The organism is Pseudomonas farris (assembly GCF_019145235.1).
GTDB lineage: Bacteria > Pseudomonadota > Gammaproteobacteria > Pseudomonadales > Pseudomonadaceae > Aquipseudomonas > Aquipseudomonas farris.
Map to the genome: position 1 here is coordinate 276,402 of NZ_JAHSTV010000004.1, position 19,080 is coordinate 295,481.

Sequence of the window (19,080 nt, forward strand, 5' to 3'; positions counted from 1 at the left end):
CCATTGACACCCAGAGGCCGGCACCCTAGATTAATGGCACTCTGCCAACGCCCAGACGATACATCAACTTTGTTAAGTTAATGGAATGCTGAGTTTCTAAGTTATTTCATTCCCGGTACAACGCATGAAATATGTAGACGATATTACGAAACTCTTTACACGTTTTGGCGCTAATGCGGAGAACTATCAGGAAATACAACCGAACTATAAAGCTTTCAAAGACGACCCAGTTACACCTGTACTGGTTGAGCCAGAACCGTCGGTAGCCTTGCCTCCCCCAACACCAACACCAACGCCCCCTGTGTTTTTACTGGACGAGCCACAGCCTTCTTTATTGATTGGCGCGCCCAAATCCCCTCCCCTGACCGTGCCACCTGCCAGTTCTGCTACGGGTGATCGTCAGCGATTGAGCGACCTGTTGCGTGAACTCAATCAGGTTCGTCGAGACGGTCTGCCAGAAACGACTCGCAAGCGGACCAAAGCGAAGGTCATTGCTATCGTTTCGGCGAATGGTGGGGTGGGTAAAAGCACCGTCGCCGCTGGCCTCGCAAAAACATTTCGGCGCCCCGGTGGGCGAACCATCGCGATTGATCTGGACCCTCAGAACGCGCTGTCCAGCCACTTGGGTATCACCAGGCAGGCTCCCGGGCTGATCCAGCTCAAAGAGCAGAACGCAGACTGGGGCGCTCATCGCCTGCCAGGCTTTAGCGACAGTGAGTGCCTGCCCTTCGGCACTGGCGAGGTGAACGATCGCCGATTGCTCAAGCAATTGATGCTTGAAGATTCTGACTGGTTGAATCAGCACCTTGCGTCAATGGACCTCAGCGAAAACGATACCGTGATCCTGGACACTCCTTCGGGTGCGACCGTCTATTCGCAACAGGCACTCGACGCCGCCGATCTGGTGCTGGTGATAACGGTGGCCGACGCGGCTTCCTACCTGGCACTGGACACCATGACCCAGTGGCTGGAAACCACCCGACGACGCGCGCAGCGGCACCGGTATGTGATCAACCAACGGGATGACTCGCGTTCGTTCAGCAGGGACATGGGCGTGCTGTTTCTGCGGCGGCTCGGCGCTGACCTGATCGGGACGATTCGCCTCGATCACCAGTTCAACGAGTCGCTGGCCTATGGTCGGGACCTCCTCCAGTACGCACCTGAGAGCATTGGCTACCGGGACATTCTTTCGCTGTCCGGCGCGGTCCATGCCTTGCTTTTCGCGGATACTTCCAGCCAGCAGGGCACGCCATGACCGCCCAGCTGAATCAGCTACCTGCAAAGACGTGGTGGTTGCAGGGGCTACTGGATACTTTCCAGGCTCGCGCCAGTCGATGGCCCCTGCGTTGGCGCCAAGGCCTGAAGATCTCAGCCGGGCTGATCGCAGCATTATTGGTGCTGGGTATCCTCACTGCGCCGCTGAATCTGTATTCCCAGGCCGCGTTTGCCGCCGTCTGTTTTGCCGCCAGCCTGATCATCCGCAAGCAAGCCGGGCGTCTGGCGATCTTGACCCTGATCACCCTCTCGCTGGTCGCTTCGTTGCGTTACATGTACTGGCGCCTCTCCGACACCCTGAATTTCGACAACTGGCAGGATGCCGTATTTGGCTACGGGCTGGTGCTGGCCGAGCTGTATGCCTTGCTCGTCCTGGTGTTCGGCTATGTACAGACCGCCTGGCCGTTGCACCGCAAACCGCAGTTTCTGCAACAGCCGCCCGCAGAATGGCCGACGGTAGACGTCTTCATTCCGACCTATAACGAATCATTGGGTATCGTCAAACTGGTGGTGCTCGCTGCTCAGGCCATTGACTGGCCCGAGGGCAAACTGCGGGTGCACATGCTCGATGACGGACGCCGGGAGGAATTCAAGGTTTTCTGTCAGCAGATTGGTGTCAACTACATCACCCGCGACAACAATCAACATGCCAAGGCCGGCAACCTCAACGAGGCACTCAAAGTTACCGATGGCGAGTTCATTGCCATATTCGACGCCGACCACGTGCCCACCCGCTCCTTCCTGCAGATCACCATGGGCTGGTTTTTAAAGGACCCGAACCTGGCGTTGCTGCAAACGCCGCACTTTTTCTATTCACCCGATCCGTTCGAAAAAAACCTCGATACCTTTCGCTCGGTACCCAATGAAGGTGAGCTGTTCTACGGCCTGGTGCAGGACGGCAACGACTTGTGGAACGCGGCTTTCTTCTGTGGCTCGTGCGCGGTCATCCGACGGACTCATTTGCTGGAAGTCGGCGGCATCGCCACCGAAACCGTGACGGAAGATGCGCACACGGCACTCAAGCTCAATCGCCGTGGTTTCAATACCGCTTACCTCGCCGTTCCACAAGCGGCGGGACTGGCCACCGAAAGCCTTTCCCGACACATCAGCCAGCGCACACGCTGGGCGCGGGGCATGGCGCAGATTTTTCGGACCGACAATCCGTTGTTTGGCAAAGGACTGAACCTGGGGCAGCGCATCTGCTACCTCAACGCCATGATGCACTTTTTCTACAGCCTGCCCCGCCTGGTGTTCTTGACCGCACCCTTGGCTTACCTGTTTTTCGACGCGCAGATTTTCCATGCCTCGGCGTTGATGGTCACGGTCTATGTACTGCCGCATATTTTCCATTCCAGCCTGACCAACTCCAGCATCCAGGGGCGCTTCCGCCATTCCTTCTGGAACGAAGTGTATGAGTCGGTATTGGCCTGGTACATCATGCGACCGGTGCTATTGGCCCTGATCAGCCCTTCGCTGGGCAGATTCAACGTGACCGACAAGGGCGGCACCATCGAAGAGGACTATTTCAACTGGAAGCTCGCGCGGCCTTATATCGTCCTGCTGACCTTGAACATGGTCGGTCTGGCGATCGGCGTGGTGAAACTGATCGGGAGTGATTCTGCCGAGGCCACTACCCTGCTGATCAACCTGGCCTGGACCGTGTACAACATCGTCATCGTCAGCACCGCTGTGGCGGTGGCCACTGAGTCCTCTCAGGTGCGCAACGAACCCAGGGTGCCCGCGGATCTGCCCGTGCGCGTCTATCGCGAAGACGGCACCTGGTTCGATTGCATTACCCGGGACTTCTCACAAAACGGCGTGGGTCTGGCACTGCCACCGCAGGTTCTGCTCAACGTCAATGAGAAGCTGCGGCTGTGCATTCTGCGCACGCCTCCCTCAAGCCTCTTTCCCGCAAAAACGGTCTTCAGCAACGACAACGTGGCGGGCGTGCAATTCGAGGCTTTGACCCTGCGCCAGCAAAGTGAGCTGGTGCGACTGACCTTTTCACGGGCCGACACCTGGGCCAACACGTGGGGTAACGGCCGCCTCGACGCGCCAATGTCGGCGTTGCGCGAGGTCAGCAGCATTGGCTTTCGCGCCATCCTGCGCTTGTTCGTTGCAACCCTAAAGGACAGCCAGGCGCTGCTGCGCAAACGCCCGGACACTCCATCACCCATCGACTCCACCGCGGACACGCAACGATCTTGAAGCCTTCCACTCGCCGGACCTTTCTTCCTCGTCGCTCACTCATGCTGATCACCTGCTCGCTAGTGAGCTGGAGCGGCTGGGCATTGAGTGCTGCCGCCCAAATCAGCGCCACAGAGCCGGCAATGATGCCGGTCGCAGCGTTGCCCGGGGCCGATGCCCCGAACAACAGCTATACCCGCACCCTCAAGGAGCTGGGCAAAAGCTATTCGATGACCCTTAAAGGCGTGGAGGCTACCGACAGTGTGAACTTCGATGTGCGCGCCGATGAAGTCGTCACGGCTGCGCAGGTCACGCTGCAGTACAGCTACTCACCGGCGCTGCTGGCCGACCTTTCGCAGATCAATGTGCTGGTCAACGATCAAGTGGCCGCCAGCCTGCCCCTCCCGAAGGAAGAGGCCGGTAAATTGCAGACCCGGACCGTGCAGATTCCGCCGCAGACCATCACCGAATTCAACCGGCTCAGCCTGCAGTTCATCGGTCACTACACGATGCAATGTGAAGACCCTTTGCACTCCAGCCTGTGGGCCCGGATCGGCAACGAGAGTCAACTGAGCCTCCAGGTGTCCTCGATTAAACAGCCCAACGACCTGTCCGCTCTGCCGCTGCCCTTGTTCGATCGTCGAGATGCCTCGCCCCTGAAGCTGCCCTTCGTGTTCGCCGGGCGCCCGGGCGGCCCTGAGCTTGAGGCCGCCGGTATCCTGTCGTCCTGGTTTGGCGCGCTGGCCAGCTACCGCGGCGCAACCTTCCCCGCCAGCCTCACCAGCCTGCCGGCCAAAGGCAACGCCGTGGTGTTTGTCAGCGGCAGCGAATCAACGGCCTTGAGTGGCTTACCGGTCAAAGAGGCCACGGGGCCGACATTGACACTCGTGAGCAACCCGAATGATGCTCAGGGCAAACTGTTGATCGTCTCCGGGCGCGATGGCGCCGATCTCAAGGTCGCCGCGACAGCGCTGGCTCTCGGTGGCTCGGCCTTCTCCGGGCAGAGCGTAGTGATAGACCGGATCGACTCGCTCAAGCCACGCCGACCGTACGACGCGCCTAACTGGCTGCCCTCCGATCGCCCGGTTCGCCTGGGTGAACTGGCGAAGCCCGCAGAACTCAATGTGTCGGGTTATAACCCGGGGCAAATGACGGTTGCGCTGCGCTTGCCACCCGACCTGTTCAACTGGCGTGAGCCCGGTGCGCAACTTGACCTGAAATACCGCTATACGCCGCAACCGGTCTCCACCAATTCCTCGTTGCTGGTCAACTTCAACGACACCTTCATCAAGTCGATCGATCTGCCTTCGATCGAGAAACTCGGCAGCAGCGACAGCCTGCTGGCGATGCTCAAAACCGACGACAGCCTGGCCCGCACGTCGCGCATGCTGTTGCCGCTCAATTCCGTAGCGCTGCAATCGCGCCTGCAATTTCGCTTTATGTATGACTACATCAAACAGGGCGAATGCCGCGACATCATCATCGACAACATGCGCGGTGTGATCGACCCGGACTCGACCCTGGACCTCAGCCAATACGAACATTTCATGGCCATGCCCAACCTCGGGGTGTTCAAGGACAGTGGCTTCCCGTTCACCCGCATGGCCGACCTTTCTGAAACATCGGTGATCCTGCCCGACGAGCCAGGCCCGGCCGATCTGAGCGCCTACCTGACCCTGCTGGGCCGCTTCGGCGACTCCACCGGTTATCCGGCCACCGGCGTGAAGGCAGTCCACGCCGACCAGGTAGCCGAGCAAAGCGACCGGGATTTGCTGGTGCTCGCCTCGGGCAACAATCAGCCGCTGCTGGAGCAATGGCGAAACCTTCTGCCTGCCAAGGGCGAAGATGCTGCGCAGTACTTTGAACTGTCTGACCTGCCATTGCGCCTGCGCAACTGGATCAGCCCGGATACGAAAACCAATCTGCGTGAAGCGCGCAGCAGCTTCAGGTTTACCGCTGACGACGGCAGTGCTTATCTGACTGGATTCGAATCGCCGCTCAAGAGTGGGCGCAGTGTGGTGTTTATCGCCAGCGCAAGGCCCGACGGCTTGGCCGACGTAACCAACGCCCTGCTCAGCAGCGAGGAAAATGCCCGCCAGCTGCAAGGCAGTCTGGTGGTGGTCAGGGGCAAGCATGTCGAGTCGCTGGTCGCCGAGCAGGATTACTACGTCGGGAGCTTGGGCCCATTGCGCTATCTGCAGTGGTACCTCTCGCAAAACGTAATGGCGCTCATGCTGTTCACTCTCCTCGGGATCCTGCTGCTTTCTTCGATGGCCTACCTGGCCCTGCGCTTACGGGCCAAACGTCGTCTTGGTCAATGAGCCGCGCATGCCTGTGTCGTCCATGAGCAGCCGAGGTGTTTCACTTCGCCGGTGCCTGCGCGGTAACACGCGCAGGTTGAGCGCTGTGCTTGCACTGGCTCTGCTGGCGCCTGCGATAGTGGCCGCAACCCCCTGTGAGCTGCCAGCCTGGCCACTGTGGCAAACCTATGCAACGCGCTTCGTCCAGGCCGACGGCCGGGTTCTGGAATCGAGCCTGGAGAACAATCACAGCACCTCTGAAGGGCAGTCCTACGGCATGCTCTTCGCACTGATCGGCAACGATCAGCCACGCTTTGACAAACTCTGGCGCTGGACCTCAGCCAACCTCGCAGGCTCCGCCACCGCCACACGCCTGCCGGGCTGGTTATGGGGGCAAGGCACGGATGGTCAGTGGCGCCTGCAAGACGCCAATTCGGCCGCCGACGCCGACCTGTGGATCGCCTTCGCCTTGCTCGAAGCCGCACGCCTGTGGCATCGGCCGGACTATCACCAGGATGCCCTGCACCTGATGGCGACGATTGAAGCGCAATTGGTCGTCAAGCTGCCCGGGCTGGGCCCGATGGTGTTGCCTGGACCACAGGGCTTCGTCCAGCCGGACGCTCTCTGGCGCCTGAACCCCAGCTACCTGCCACTGCCACTGTTACGACGGCTGGCAAAGGAAGCACCCTCGGGGCCCTGGCAAGCGATTGCCAACAACACCGCGACGATGATTGCCCAATCAAGCCGCCATGGTTTCGTCGCTGACTGGGTCGGTTATCGAGGCACTTCCGCGCAATCGGGCGCCTTCGTAAGCGACCCGATCCACGGCGACACGGGCAGCTACGATGCCATTCGCGTGTACCTCTGGCTGGGCATGAGTGATACCTCCGAACCGCTGGCAGCGCTCCTGCTCAAACGGCTGGACGGCATGGCCCGCAGCACTCTCGCGACGGGTTCCCCCCCGGAAACAGTCCAGGTTCTCCACGGCAGTGTTCAGGGTCAGAGCCCGTTCGGATTCTGGGCCGCACTGATTCCCTACCTTGAGGCCAAGGGCCAACCCGGGCTGGCCGATCAGCAACGACGCCGCGTGGAACTCGCCTTGCACGAGGCACTGGTCAGGCCTGATGCCGACGCCGGGCCGCCGCGTTACTACAACTTCATGCTCAGCCTGTTCGCCCTCGGATGGGCAGATAAACATTACCGATTCCGGGAAGACGGAACGCTGAAACTCTCCTGGGAGACCGCATGCACGCGCACCACCGCACGCTAGCCATCGCCGTCATGAGCACATGGACGGCCGCTGCTGCCCACGCTCAAAGTCCGACGCCACAGACATTACTCGTCGAGCAAGGGCAATACTGGCAGCAGCACAACAACCCACAACGCGCTGCGGAAGTCTGGCTGAAAGTCCTGCTGCTGGACCCGGCCCAGGTTGACGCACTATATGGCCTGGGCTTGATCGGCGTGCAACAGGGCAAGCCACAACAGGCTCAGCAATACCTCGCCCGCTTGCAGGCCATCCAGCCACCGCCTCGGCAGGCACTGCAATTGGCGCAGGACATCAGCGTGGACCAACCGCAGAACCAGCAGCGTCTGGAAGAGGCTCGGCGCCTCGTCGATGCCGGTGAACGTGACAAGGCGACTGCAGTGTTTCGCGCGCTGTTCGATGGCCGCCCACCTCAAGGTACGATCGGCCGCGAGTATTACAACAACCTTGCCTTTAATCCGGCTGACTGGGCTGAAGCACGAAGCGGCTTTCAGCGCCTGCAACGCGAGATGCCCAACGACTCGATCGTCGCACTGTTTTACGCCAAGCATCTGGTCCGCCGTGAAGACAGCCGGGCCGAGGGCATCCGCGCCCTGGCCGCGCTGACCCAACGTACCGACATTGCCGGTGATGCCGACGAAAGCTGGCGCCTGGCGCTGACCTGGATCGGTCCGCCCAATCCAGCACAAGTGCCGTTGTTCGAGGCGTACCTCAAGACGCATCCGGATGACGCGCAAATCCGGGCGCAGATGAACAAGGGCAAGCAACAGGTGGCAACGACGGCCAGCAAGGAATGGCAACCGCCCGCCGAAGTCGCGCACGGCCTGAAGGCGCTCAAAGAGGGCGATCAGGCCACCGCCGAACAGGCTTTTCAAGCGCGCTTGAAAACCCGGCCCGAGGATGCTGATGCGCTGGGCGGCCTTGGGGTTATTCGCCAGCAGCAACACCGACTGGCCGAAGCGGAAAAGCTCTTGAGTCAGGCCACGCGACAAAACGACGGCAGCCGCTGGCAAGTTGCGCTGAGCGAAGTGCGCTACTGGTCAGCGTTGCAGCAAGCCCGCGACGCCCAGGCCAAAGGCCAGACAGCCCAGGCACAGGTCTTGGTCAACCAAGCGCTGCGGCTCAATCCAAACGGGGTAGATGCTCGCCTCGCCCTGGCAGATATTCAGGCCAGCGCGGGCCAGTTCGATGACGCTCAGCGCAACTATCGGCAGATTTTGAACCAGCGCCGCGACGACCCTCAAGCACAGGAAGGGCTGGTCAATGTGTTGCTCAAGAGCGGCAAGAACGATGAAGCCTTGCAACTGATTAACAGCCTGCCCGCCACCGGACAGGCAAAGATCGGCCAGTCCGCACGCCTGCAAGCCTTGCGCGCGACGCAACTGGCCGCCCTCGCCGAACAACGCAACGACCTGCCCGCTGCGCGCAACGCCTTGCAAGACGCACTGCGCGTTGAGCCGGACAACATCTGGACTCGTTTCGCCCTGGCCCGCCTGAACCTGGCGATGGGCGAACCGCAAAAGGCTCGGGACCTGATCAACGCCATGCTCCAGGCCCGCCCCGACAATGCCGATGCGCTTTACGTCAGCGCCTTGCTGTCGGTCCAGATGGGTGAGTGGAAAGCCGCCCAGACAACGTTGGGACGCTTGCGCCCCGACCAGCGCACCCCGGACATGGACGCGCTGGCCGCTGATGTCAGCCTCAACCTGCAACTCAGCCAGGCGATCGAGTTGGGCAAGCGCGGACAGCGCCAGGAAGCCCTGACCTTGCTCGATCGTATTCAGCCGATGGCCAACAACAGTCCAGATCGCACGGCGAGCCTGGCCTCGGCGTATGTCGACATCGGCGAGCCAACCCGTGCGCTGGCCCTCATGCGCGGCCAGTTGCAAAACACCACGGCGCCCTCGGCGGACTTCATCCTGCAATACGCCGCTGTCCTGCTTAAAACCGGAGAAGACGTACAGGTCAACGAGATTCTGCGCGACCTTCAGAACAGGCCGTTGAACGCGCCGGCTCGCAAGCGTTTCGACGACCTGCTCTATCTCTATCGCATCCGCCAGGCTGACCAGCTGCGTGAACGAGGCAATCTGGCCAGCGCTTATGACACGCTAGCGCCCGCCCTGGCGCAACGTCCCGGTGACAGCGCTGCCGTCGCGGCGCTGGCGCGGATGTACTCGGCCAATGGCGACACGGCAAAAGCCCTCGAACTCTACAAACCGCTGTTACAACGTCAGCCAAACGACCCGCAACTGCTGTTGGGTGCCGCCGACGCGGCGGTGTTGGCACATGACACTGCCTTTGCCGAACAGGCACTGCAACAGCTGCTCAAGACTGAATCCGGCAACCCTCAAACGCTGACAGAGGCCGCCCGCCTCTACCAGAACATGGGCAAGACCGGCACGGCGACCGATCTGCTGCGCAAAGCGGTGGCCATTGAACAGAGTGAGAAACGCAGAAGCCAGAGCGGCCAACTGGCCGGTTCGACGGTGGCGCCCAACCCTTTTGCCGGGGTGTCGGGTCCACGTAGCGAGGTCAGTCGTGACACCTTGCTGGCAGCGATCCCGCCACCGGTTCAAGAGATGCCAGGCCGCATGACCTCTCACCCCCCTTTTGGCATCGACGCACTGCCAAGGCCGCAGCAGGCGAGCAATGCATACGAGTCGCAGCTGCCGCGCGCAGCACTGGTGAGCGAGGACATCAGCCCCGCGCAACTGGCACTGAATAAGATCCTTCAGGAGCGCAGTGCCTACGTCACCCAGGGCGTGAGCATTCGCAGCAACAACAGTGAGTCGGGGCTGAGCAAACTGACTGATATTGAGACACCGCTGGAAATCAATATCCCGCTGGATGAAAGCCGCGTCGCCCTGCGCGTGACGCCGGTCTCGCTGAACGCTGGCAGTGTCAGCGGCGAGGCGCTGTCGCGTTTCGGTAACGGTGCGCAAAGTGGCAACGTCGGCTCGCAAAAAGCCGAGGGTGTTGGTCTTTCCGTCGCCATTCAACGGCCCGCGGATGGGCTCAAAGCTGATCTCGGCACCACCCCGCTCGGCTTCAAATACAGCACCGCCACCGGCGGCATCAGCATTGATCGCCCGGTGAGCGACACCTCTAATGTCCGTTACGGTGTGAGCGTTTCGCGGCGTCCGGTGACCGACAGCGTCACCTCGTTTGCCGGCACCACGGACAAACGCAGCGGGCAGTCCTGGGGCGGCGTGACCGCCAACGGCGGGCGTGGCCAATTGAGCTTTGACGACAACGAAGTCGGCGTCTATGGCTACGCCTCCTGGCACCAGCTATTGGGCAACCATGTCGAGTCCAATAGCCGCGGTGAGCTGGGCAGCGGTGTCTACTGGTACCTGCAAAATGCAACGGACAGCAAGCTGACCGTCGGCCTGAGCATGACCGGCATCAGCTACGCCAACAATCAGGACTATTTCACTTATGGCCACGGCGGCTATTTCAGCCCGCAGACGTTCTTCGCCCTGGGCGTGCCAGTGACCTGGGCACAACGCACCGGACGCTTGACGTATCAAGTCAAGGGCTCGGTCGGCGTGCAGCATTTCGAGCAGGACAGCGCCGACTATTTCCCCAACGACAAAGCCATGCAAGCGGCCTCGGGCCTTCGCTACGAAGGGCAAAACAAAACCGGGATCGGCTATAGCATCGCTGCGGCGGCTGAATACAAGGTCGCTTCGAACTTCCTGCTGGGCGCCAATCTAGGCCTGGACAACGCCCATGACTACCAACAACTCAGCGGTGCCCTGTCTTTGCGCTACCAGTTCGAAGACATCAGCGGCCCCATGAGCCTGCCGGTCAGCCCGTACACCTCGCCTTATTCCAACTGATCATTCTGGAGTTTTCGATGCCCTCTTCTGCCCTTGCCGGCCTGTCCCTCCTTGTTCTTGGGGAGAGCCATATGAGCCTCGCGGACCATTTGCTGGAGCCGCTGCACGACAACCTGACTCGCCAAGGCGCCCAGGTTCATTCCATCGGTGCCTGCGGTGCCAGCGCCGGCGATTGGCTGATCAGCAAAAAGGTCGACTGCGGCGCCGAGCGCAAAGGCAACGACAAGATCGTGATCAAAGGGCGCGAGGCAACCACCACGCCGATTCAGGACCTGATCGCCACCGACAAGCCCGACCTGGTAGTACTGGTCATCGGCGACACCATGGCGTCCTATGACAAGCCAGTGTTTCCAAAGGCCTGGGCATGGCAAAGCGTCACCGGCCTGGCCAAGGCCATCGCGGCCACCGGGACCCGTTGCGCCTGGGTGGGCCCGGCCTGGGGCAAAGCCGGTGGCATGTACCAGAAGAATGATGCCCGCACCCAATTGATGTCGCAGTTTTTGGCCGCGAACGTGGCGCCTTGCACCTACATCGATTCGCTGACGTTCTCCAAACCCGGGCAGTGGATCACCACCGACGGGCAGCACTTCACCGTCGCCGGTTATCAAGCATGGGGCACTGCGATTGGTGGTGCATTGGCCAAACTGCCCGCCGACCGCGTCAGCAGCGCAGGAGCCGGCAAATGATCCGATCCGCATGTGGCTGGGCGCTGTTCGCGCCCTTGATGCTGAGCCTGCACGCCCAGGCCGCCGACATTGCCTTGTACCCGACGGGCCCGGATCAGGACTCGGCCTTCCTGCGCTTTATCAACGCCGCCGACCGCCCCTTGCAGCTGCTGGCCGAAGGCTCGCGGGCCAGCCTCAGACTGGAAGGCTCGAATGCCGTGTCCGACTACCTGCCCGTGCCCGCCAACCAGCCGATCAAGGGCACCCTGGAACGCAACGGCAAAAGCCAGCCGCTGGACATCCAGGTGGCAGCAGGCGAATTCGCCAGCGTGATCGCTTTGCCAGACGGCACTCAAGGTATCCGCCAGGTCGTCATCCGTGAGCAACCCGACGACTTCAATAGCCTGAGAGCCTCGCTGGCGTTTATCAGCGCCGACCCAGCATGCACCCAGGCCGGTTTGCGCGCTGCGGGGAAGAGCGCCGACCTGTTCAAGGAGGTGGCCGACGGCAGCGTGCAACGCCGATCGATCAACCCGGTCAGCCTGTCGGTTCAATTGGTCTGCGCTCAAACCAACGTCGGTGCCCCGCTTGACCTGGGCCAGCTCAAGGCCGGCGAGCGCTACAGCGTTGTGCTGCTACCTGGCGCAAATGGTCCGTACCTGTTGCTCGCGACTGACGTCCTGGCCCACTGATCGGATCGCGCTGCCACCATGGTTTTTGCCTCTCTCGAGTTTCTGACGTTGTTCCTGCCGCTGTTCTTGTGCACTTATGCAGTGTGCCCAGCCGCCTGGCGTAACGTCACGCTACTGATCGGCAGCTGGCTGTTCTATGGCTGGTTGAGCCCCCGGTTCCTTGCAGTACATGTGGTACTGACGATCACGGCGTGGGCCGGCGGCTTGCTGATTGACGCCTTGCGCGAAGAGGGCAAGGGCCGCGTGCGGCTACTCGCGACATTGATCGTGCTCAACACGGCGGTGCTGTGCTGGTACAAGTACGCCAACATCGTCGCCGGCACGTTGATCGATGGCATCACCTGGTATGGCGCCGTGCCGCTGGACTGGCAGCGGGTCATCATGCCGGCCGGGCTATCGTTTATCGTATTGCAGGCGATTTCCTATCTGGTGGATGTACACCGCCGCACCGTGCCGGTCGAACGCAGCCTCATTAATTACGCTACCTATATTTCGATGTTCGGCCATTCGGTCGCCGGCCCCATCATTCGCTATGACTGGGTTCGGCGTGAGTTGAATCAGCGTTACTTCAACCTGCAGAATTTCTCGCTGGGCGCACGTCGGTTCATGGTCGGGATGTGCATGAAGGTGCTGGTGGCCGACACCCTGTCGCCGGTGGTCGATGTGGCGTTCAGTTTGCCCAACCCCAGCTTCTCCGACGCCTGGATCGGCTGCCTGGCCTACTCCCTGCAACTGTTCTTCGACTTCGCCGGCTACAGCGCCATGGCCATTGGGCTGGGACTGATGCTGGGCTTTCACTTTCCCGAAAACTTCGACCGTCCGTATCTGGCCAACAGCATCCAGGACTTCTGGCGCCGTTGGCACCTGTCGCTGTCCAGCTGGTTACGTGACTATCTGTATATTTCGCTGGGTGGCAATCGCAACGGCACCTGGAAAACCTATCGCAACCTGTTCCTGATCATGGCCATCGCCGGCCTCTGGCACGGTGGCGATAGCTGGAATTATCTGCTGTGGGGCAGCGCCCATGGCATTGCGTTGTGTGTGAATCGCGCCTGGAACAGTTCTACCCTGCCCCCGGTACCGCCGGTGCTTTCCCATGGGCTGACATTGCTGTTCGTTTGCCTGGCCTGGACACTGTTCCGCGCCCCTGACTTTCACAGCGCGCTACGCCTGTATGCCGGACAGTTCGGCCTGCAGGGCATCGCCCTCGGTGATGAACTGTCCGCAACCCTGCGCCCGGTACATGGCCTTGCGGGCTTGCTCGGTGTATTCGGTGTCATCGCACCGCTGCTGCGCCCTTACTGTGAGAAACAACTGGGCGGCCTTTATCTCTACACCGCCGCCCTTTGGCCCATCGCCGGTTTCATGCTGTCGTTCGCACTGATCGCCAGTCGCGAAACCGTACCCTTCCTGTACTTCCAATTCTGATGACGACCCCAAAGCACACCCCGCCCCCCACTCCGCCAGATGATCTGACGACACGCAGCAGTCGGTTGGCAGGCGTGGCGCTGCTGATATTCCTGTTCGTCGGACTGCTGTCCTCTGGCCGTCTGATTGTCTCAGGGCAAATCTCGCTACCCGATAAAGTGCTGCCCCCGCAGATTCTTGACGGCGAAATCACGCATCGGATCGCCAAGGAACTGTCGAACGCGCAACTCCCCACGACCTTTGCCGAGCTGGAGCGCGGTATCAGTTGGCTGCTCCTCGGTGACACCGGACCGAGGGTTCGCTCGGGTTGTCCTGACTGGTTGTTTTTGGCCGATGAGCTCAAGGTCCATCATCAAGCGCAGCGCAATGCCGATGCCAAAGTCCAGGCTGTGATTGATCTGAAGCAGCAGCTCTCCCAACGTGAAATCAGCCTGCTGGTGGTCATCGTTCCAGACAAGAGCCGCATTGCTGCTGAGCAGCGTTGCGCACTGCACCGCCCAGCCGTTCTTGAAGGGCGCATCCGGGCCTGGACCTCGAAGCTGGATGTGGCTGGCGTGTCGAATCTGGACCTCACCGGTGCGCTGATGCCACTGGGGGCCAGTGCCTGGTTGCGCACCGATACTCACTGGAGCGAATCCGGCGCGAAGGCGGCGGCCGAGGCCATCACACAGCGCCTGAAGACCATGGGCATCAGGGCAACGCCACGCAGATCGTTCAACGAAAGTCATGCCCCGCTCGCGGTGCGACCTGGCGATCTGGTCCATCTGGCGGGCATCGACTGGCTGCCGCTCAAATGGCAACCCGCCCCCGAAATGGTCGCCCAAACCAGCACCCATGAACTTCCCGTTGCGTCAGCCGACAGCCCTGATACTGAGGCAGACCTCTTTGGCGATGCCGACCTCCCCAACACCGTGCTCATCGGCACTTCATTCTCGCGCAACTCCAACTTCGCAGGGTTTGTGCAGCAGGCACTGGGCGCCCCCGTGGGTAACTTCGCCAAAGACGGTGGAGCGTTCTCTGGCGCGGCAAACAGCTACCTCAACAACCCGGCCTCCAAAGAAACGCCACCCAAGCAAATCATCTGGGAGATCCCGGAGCGGGACCTGCAGTCGGCTTACATCGACCCCATTGCCTATCGCTCGTTGCGGTAGGCCAATCGCGGGACGCTTCAGGCCCTCCCAGACGTAGTTCGGCGATCAAGGCACCCATGAGCGTTTTTTACACGCTCCGGGCCAAATCAAACCAGCAGATACACCGGAAAGCATTCACACAAATGCATCACCCGGCACCGGATGTTATCCAGCAGCGCCGCGTTGTCCGGTTGTTCCAACAGGTCGGCGATCAGGTTCGCCACTTCCGCGCATTCCGCTTCACCGAAACCACGGGTGGTCAACGCCGGTGTGCCGATGCGAATGCCACTGGTGATCGCCGGTTTCTGCGGATCGTCGGGGATCGCATTTTTGTTCAGCGTGATGTGAGCACTTTCCAGCAGCGCTTCGGCATCTTTGCCGGTGATGTTCATCGAACGCAGATCAAGCAGGAACATATGGCAATCAGTGCCGCCGGACACCACCCGCAAACCCCGCCGGGTGAGAATGTCGGCCATGGTCCTGGCGTTGCTGATCACCCGTTGCTGGTAATGCTTGAATCCATCGCTCAAGGCTTCGTTGAACGCCACGGCCTTCGCGGCGATGACGTGCATCAGCGGCCCACCCTGGTAAACCGGGAAAATCGTCTTATCGAGTAGCGCTGCGTATTGCGCCTTGGCCAGGATCAAACCGCCGCGTGGGCCCCGTAGGGTTTTGTGGGTGGTGGAGGTGATGAAGTCAGCAATGCCGACCGGCGACGGGTACACGCCCGCCGCGATCAGCCCGGCATAGTGCGCCATGTCGACCATCAGGTAAGCGCCGATCTCATCGCAGATGTTGCGAAATCGCTGGAAGTCGATGGTCCGGGAATACGCCGAGGCCCCGGCGATGATCATTTTCGGCCGGTGCTCCCGGGCCAGCGCTTCCATTTCGGCGTAGTCGAGAGTTTCGGTTTCTTTTTCCAGCCCGTAGGAAAACGCCCGGTAGAACTTGCCAGAAAAATTCACCGAGGCGCCGTGAGTCAGGTGCCCGCCGTGGGCCAGGGACATCCCCAGAATCGTGTCGCCGGGTTCGAGCACTGCCAGAAAAACTGCTTGGTTGGCCTGGGATCCGGAGTGCGGCTGGACGTTGACGTATTCGCAGTTGAACAGTTTGCGTGCGCGTTCGATGGCCAAGTTTTCGATCTCGTCGACAACCTTGCAACCGCCGTAATAGCGCTTGCCCGGATAGCCTTCGGCGTACTTGTTGGTGAGCACCGACCCCTGGGCCTGGAGCACCTCTTCGCTGACATAGTTTTCTGAAGCGATCAGCTCCAGATGGGTTTCCTGGCGATTGCGTTCGCGGTCGATCAGGCGGGCAATGGCGGGGTCAAAATTTTGCAGGCTCATGGTCGGCTGCCCTCAGTCAAGGCAGCGGCTTTGCTTTCCCGGGTGTAGGTCAGTACGAAGTGCGCCGCGAGGCCGAAGATCAAGCCCCAGAATGCAGCGGCCAAACCGAGGAAGCTCATGCTCGAGGCCGTCACCAGGAAGGTAATCAACGCCGCTTCCCGTTGTTTCTCGTCCGCCATGGCACCGGTCAGCCCGGCGCTGATTGCGCCGAACAAGGCCAGGCCGGCAAGGGAGGCAATCAACTCTTTGGGCAAGGCGGAAAACACCGAGGCCAGGGTCGCGCCGAAAGTGCCCATCAGAATGTAGAACACCCCGCAGGCGATCCCGGCGATGTAGCGTTTGTCGCGGTCTTCGTGGGCTTCGCGGCCGGTGCAGATCGCCGCTGTAATCGCTGCCAGGTTCAAGCCATGGGAGCCGAACGGCGCCATCAGGATCGAGCCGATCGCGGTGACCGAAATGATCGAGCGCGCCGGGGTGTTGTAACCCGAGGTGCGCAATACCGCCATGCCCGGCACGTACTGGCCGGTCAGGGTCACCAGCGCCAGTGGCAGGCCAATGTTGATGATCGCGTGCCAGCTCCACTCGGGGGTGATGAAGACCGGATGGGCCACGGCGATGGTGATCGAGCCGCTGTTAAGTTCACCGAACGAGGCGGCCACCGCACAGCCGACAATCAGTACCGACAGAATCGCGTAGCGCGGCGAAAAGCGTTTGACGATCAGGTAGGCCGCGATCATCGCCAGCACCAGTTCCGGTTGCAGCTTGATCGACGTGAACAGCTCGGCACCGAAGCGGAACAGAATGCCCGCGAGCATGGCGGCGGCGATGGCTTTGGGCAGGCGACTCATCAGTTTGTCGAATGCCCCGGACAAACCGACCACAGCAATGATCACCGATGCCACCAGATAGGCGCCGATGGCCTGAGGCAGAGTAACGGTGGGCAGCATCGACACCAGCAACGCCGCACCCGGCGTCGACCATGCGGTGATTACCGGAACTCGCAGGCGCCAGCTCAGGAACAGGCCGGTAATACCGCTGCCAATCGAAATGGCCCAGATCCACGAAGACACCACATCGTTGGGCAGGTGCGCTTCCTTGGCGGCCTGAAACACGATGATCAAGGGGCCGGCGTAGGAAATGATTACGGCAATAAAGCCCGCGATGACGGCTGACAGGGATAGATCCTTTCTGAGTGTGTCCATGATGTCTCGACTTGGCGCGGCAGAGTCGCGCAGTGACCCGGGGGGAGATTGAGTCGATTGACTCGATTCGACATGAGTGTATTTGAATGAATTGAGTTGATTCAATAGATGGCAGGATTGTTACGAGATGTTTTTTTGCTATCAGCGCCCTGGTTTTCGACGATTTATCGTTTATTTATTTGATTTATAAGAGAATTAGTTTCTGGAAAAATATTTTCTTCGAGCAATTGATATCGACTCAATCACAAAATCAATCGAATCAATTTATCGATTGGGTCGATTTATTAGATGCCTAACCTCCATGTGATATGCTCGGATATTCATCATTTCTACGATGGGCAGTGATCATCCATGTGGGTTCCCCAGCTAAGCGAGTTCAGCCAGCCGATGTACTTGTCGATTGCCGATGCGTTGGCGCGCGATATCAGCAACGGCGTGTTGAATGAAGGCGATCGCCTGCCGACCCTGCGGGAGCTGGCCACGACCCTGAATGTCACGCCGGGCACTATCAGCCGAGCCTATAGCGAAGCCCATCGGCGTCGCCTGGTGCAGGGGGAAGTGGGGCGTGGTACTTATGTGCTCAACCAGAAGCAGCTGGAACTGCCGGCAAGCAACAGCGCCGCACCGCTGAATCTGGGGCAATCCGAGTTACTCGATCTTTCGATCATCAAGCCCTACAGCGAAACCCTGGAGTACTGGTTGCGCGACGCCCTGGTGGGGATGGCCAAAAGCACCGATTTCGCCCGAGCCCTGGATTACGCACCGGACGGCGGTCACCCGGCGCATCGCGAGGCGGGCGCGCAGTGGTTGCGCCATTCGTTGCCCGATGCGCAATGGCAGCAAGTGGTGATCACCGCCGGGGCCCAGCATGGCTTGATGGTCGCGATGAGCGCTCTGACCAACGCCGGTGACCTGGTGCTCTGCGAAGCGCTTTGCTACCCCGGCATTATTTCCCTGGCCCATGGCCTTGAGCGCCGCCTGCGTGGCGTACCGATGGACGACGAAGGGATCATTCCCGAAGCGTTGCGCGAACTGTGCGAGCGAGAAAAACCGGCGATGCTGGTGTGCGTGGCAACCTGCCAGAATCCGACGGCGGCGATCATGTCGCAAAAGCGCCGGGCCCAAATCGCGGCATTGGCCGAAGAGTTCGACTTCATCATCCTCGACGATGACATCTATGGCTTCCTCGCCACCGATCCGTCGATCAAGCCGCTGTCGGCGTTTGCGCCAGACCGTTCGGTGTACCTGACCAGCCTGTCGAAGTCGGTCATGCCGGCGCTGCGTGTCGGTTACATCTATAGCCCGCCGAAACTGCTGTCACGCCTGACCTCGATGGTGCGCAGCAGCGTCTGGATGCCGTCGCCTTTGACAGCGCAACTGGCCAGCAATGTGATTACCGAAGGCCTGGACAAAAAACTGATCCGCATCCAGCGCAATGAAGCCGCCGGGCGGCAAGCGATTGCCCAGGAAATCTTTGCCAATTTCGAGCTCAAGACTCAACCCTATTCGTACCACATCTGGTTGACGCTGCCCGAGCCATGGACCAGCGACGAGTTCACCATGCTCGCCCGAGCCAACGGTGTGCTCGTACTCAGTGGCACCCAGTTCCAGGCTGAACGCTCCGGGATTACCCGTTGTGTGCGGCTGGTATTGATGTCACCCACGAGCCAGGACGAACTGCGCTTCGCCTTGACCAAACTGGCCAGCCTGATCGATTCCGACCCGCGACTGCACTATTGAGTCACC

At 60.6% G+C, this 19,080-nt stretch carries 12 protein-coding genes; 10 read left to right on the forward strand and 2 right to left on the reverse strand.

The window, feature by feature from the left end:
• Positions 1–124: 124 nt before the first annotated feature.
• Genes bcsQ through KVG95_RS10310 form a run of 9 tightly spaced genes read left to right on the forward strand, consistent with a single transcriptional unit; the run spans position 125 to position 14,807 of the window.
• Positions 125–1,255, forward strand: a complete 1,131-nt coding sequence (gene bcsQ, locus KVG95_RS10270; protein ID WP_217856163.1) for a cellulose biosynthesis protein BcsQ — start codon at positions 125–127, stop codon at positions 1,253–1,255.
• On the forward strand, positions 1,252–3,483 hold the full coding sequence (bcsA, locus tag KVG95_RS10275) for a UDP-forming cellulose synthase catalytic subunit (protein ID WP_217856165.1): 2,232 nt from the start codon (positions 1,252–1,254) through the stop codon (positions 3,481–3,483). The genes bcsQ and bcsA overlap by 4 nt, the downstream gene beginning before the upstream one ends.
• On the forward strand, positions 3,480–5,783 hold the full coding sequence (gene bcsB / locus KVG95_RS10280) for a cellulose biosynthesis cyclic di-GMP-binding regulatory protein BcsB (protein ID WP_264082252.1): 2,304 nt from the start codon (positions 3,480–3,482) through the stop codon (positions 5,781–5,783). The genes bcsA and bcsB overlap by 4 nt, the downstream gene beginning before the upstream one ends.
• A gap of 22 nt (positions 5,784–5,805) precedes the next feature.
• Positions 5,806–7,032, forward strand: a complete 1,227-nt coding sequence (bcsZ, locus tag KVG95_RS10285) for a cellulose synthase complex periplasmic endoglucanase BcsZ (protein WP_217856505.1) — start codon at positions 5,806–5,808, stop codon at positions 7,030–7,032.
• Positions 7,008–10,871 carry a cellulose biosynthesis protein BcsC gene (locus KVG95_RS10290; protein ID WP_217856169.1) on the forward strand — a complete coding sequence of 1,288 codons (3,864 nt, stop codon included), beginning with the start codon at positions 7,008–7,010 and terminating at the stop codon, positions 10,869–10,871. Before bcsZ ends, KVG95_RS10290 begins: the two co-directional genes overlap by 25 nt.
• Positions 10,872–10,888: 17 nt before the next feature.
• Positions 10,889–11,557, forward strand: coding sequence for an SGNH/GDSL hydrolase family protein (locus tag KVG95_RS10295; protein WP_217856172.1), 669 nt, complete (start codon positions 10,889–10,891; stop codon positions 11,555–11,557).
• A complete protein-coding gene (locus KVG95_RS10300; protein WP_217856174.1) occupies positions 11,554–12,228 on the forward strand; it encodes an alginate O-acetyltransferase AlgF in 675 nt (224 codons plus the stop codon). Before KVG95_RS10295 ends, KVG95_RS10300 begins: the two co-directional genes overlap by 4 nt.
• Before the next feature lie 18 nt (positions 12,229–12,246).
• Entirely contained in the window at positions 12,247–13,656 is a 1,410-nt protein-coding gene (locus tag KVG95_RS10305; RefSeq protein WP_217856177.1) for an MBOAT family O-acyltransferase, read from the forward strand.
• The gene (locus KVG95_RS10310; RefSeq protein WP_217856179.1) at positions 13,656–14,807 is read left to right on the forward strand and encodes an alginate O-acetyltransferase AlgX-related protein; all 1,152 of its coding nucleotides are present in this window, start codon (positions 13,656–13,658) and stop codon (positions 14,805–14,807) included. The genes KVG95_RS10305 and KVG95_RS10310 overlap by 1 nt, the downstream gene beginning before the upstream one ends.
• 86 nt (positions 14,808–14,893) lie before the next feature.
• On the opposite strand, the gene glyA is transcribed toward KVG95_RS10310, so the two are convergent.
• The gene (gene glyA / locus KVG95_RS10315; protein ID WP_217856181.1) at positions 14,894–16,132 is read right to left on the reverse strand and encodes a serine hydroxymethyltransferase; all 1,239 of its coding nucleotides are present in this window, start codon (positions 16,130–16,132) and stop codon (positions 14,894–14,896) included.
• Complete coding sequence (locus KVG95_RS10320) at positions 16,129–17,334, reverse strand: benzoate/H(+) symporter BenE family transporter (protein ID WP_217856183.1); 1,206 nt, start codon at positions 17,332–17,334, stop codon at positions 16,129–16,131. Before KVG95_RS10320 ends, glyA begins: the two co-directional genes overlap by 4 nt.
• A 351-nt stretch (positions 17,335–17,685) precedes the next feature.
• On the opposite strand from KVG95_RS10320, the gene KVG95_RS10325 reads away from it, so the two are divergent.
• Complete coding sequence (locus KVG95_RS10325; RefSeq protein ID WP_217856185.1) at positions 17,686–19,074, forward strand: aminotransferase-like domain-containing protein; 1,389 nt, start codon at positions 17,686–17,688, stop codon at positions 19,072–19,074.
• Positions 19,075–19,080 lie beyond the last annotated feature (6 nt).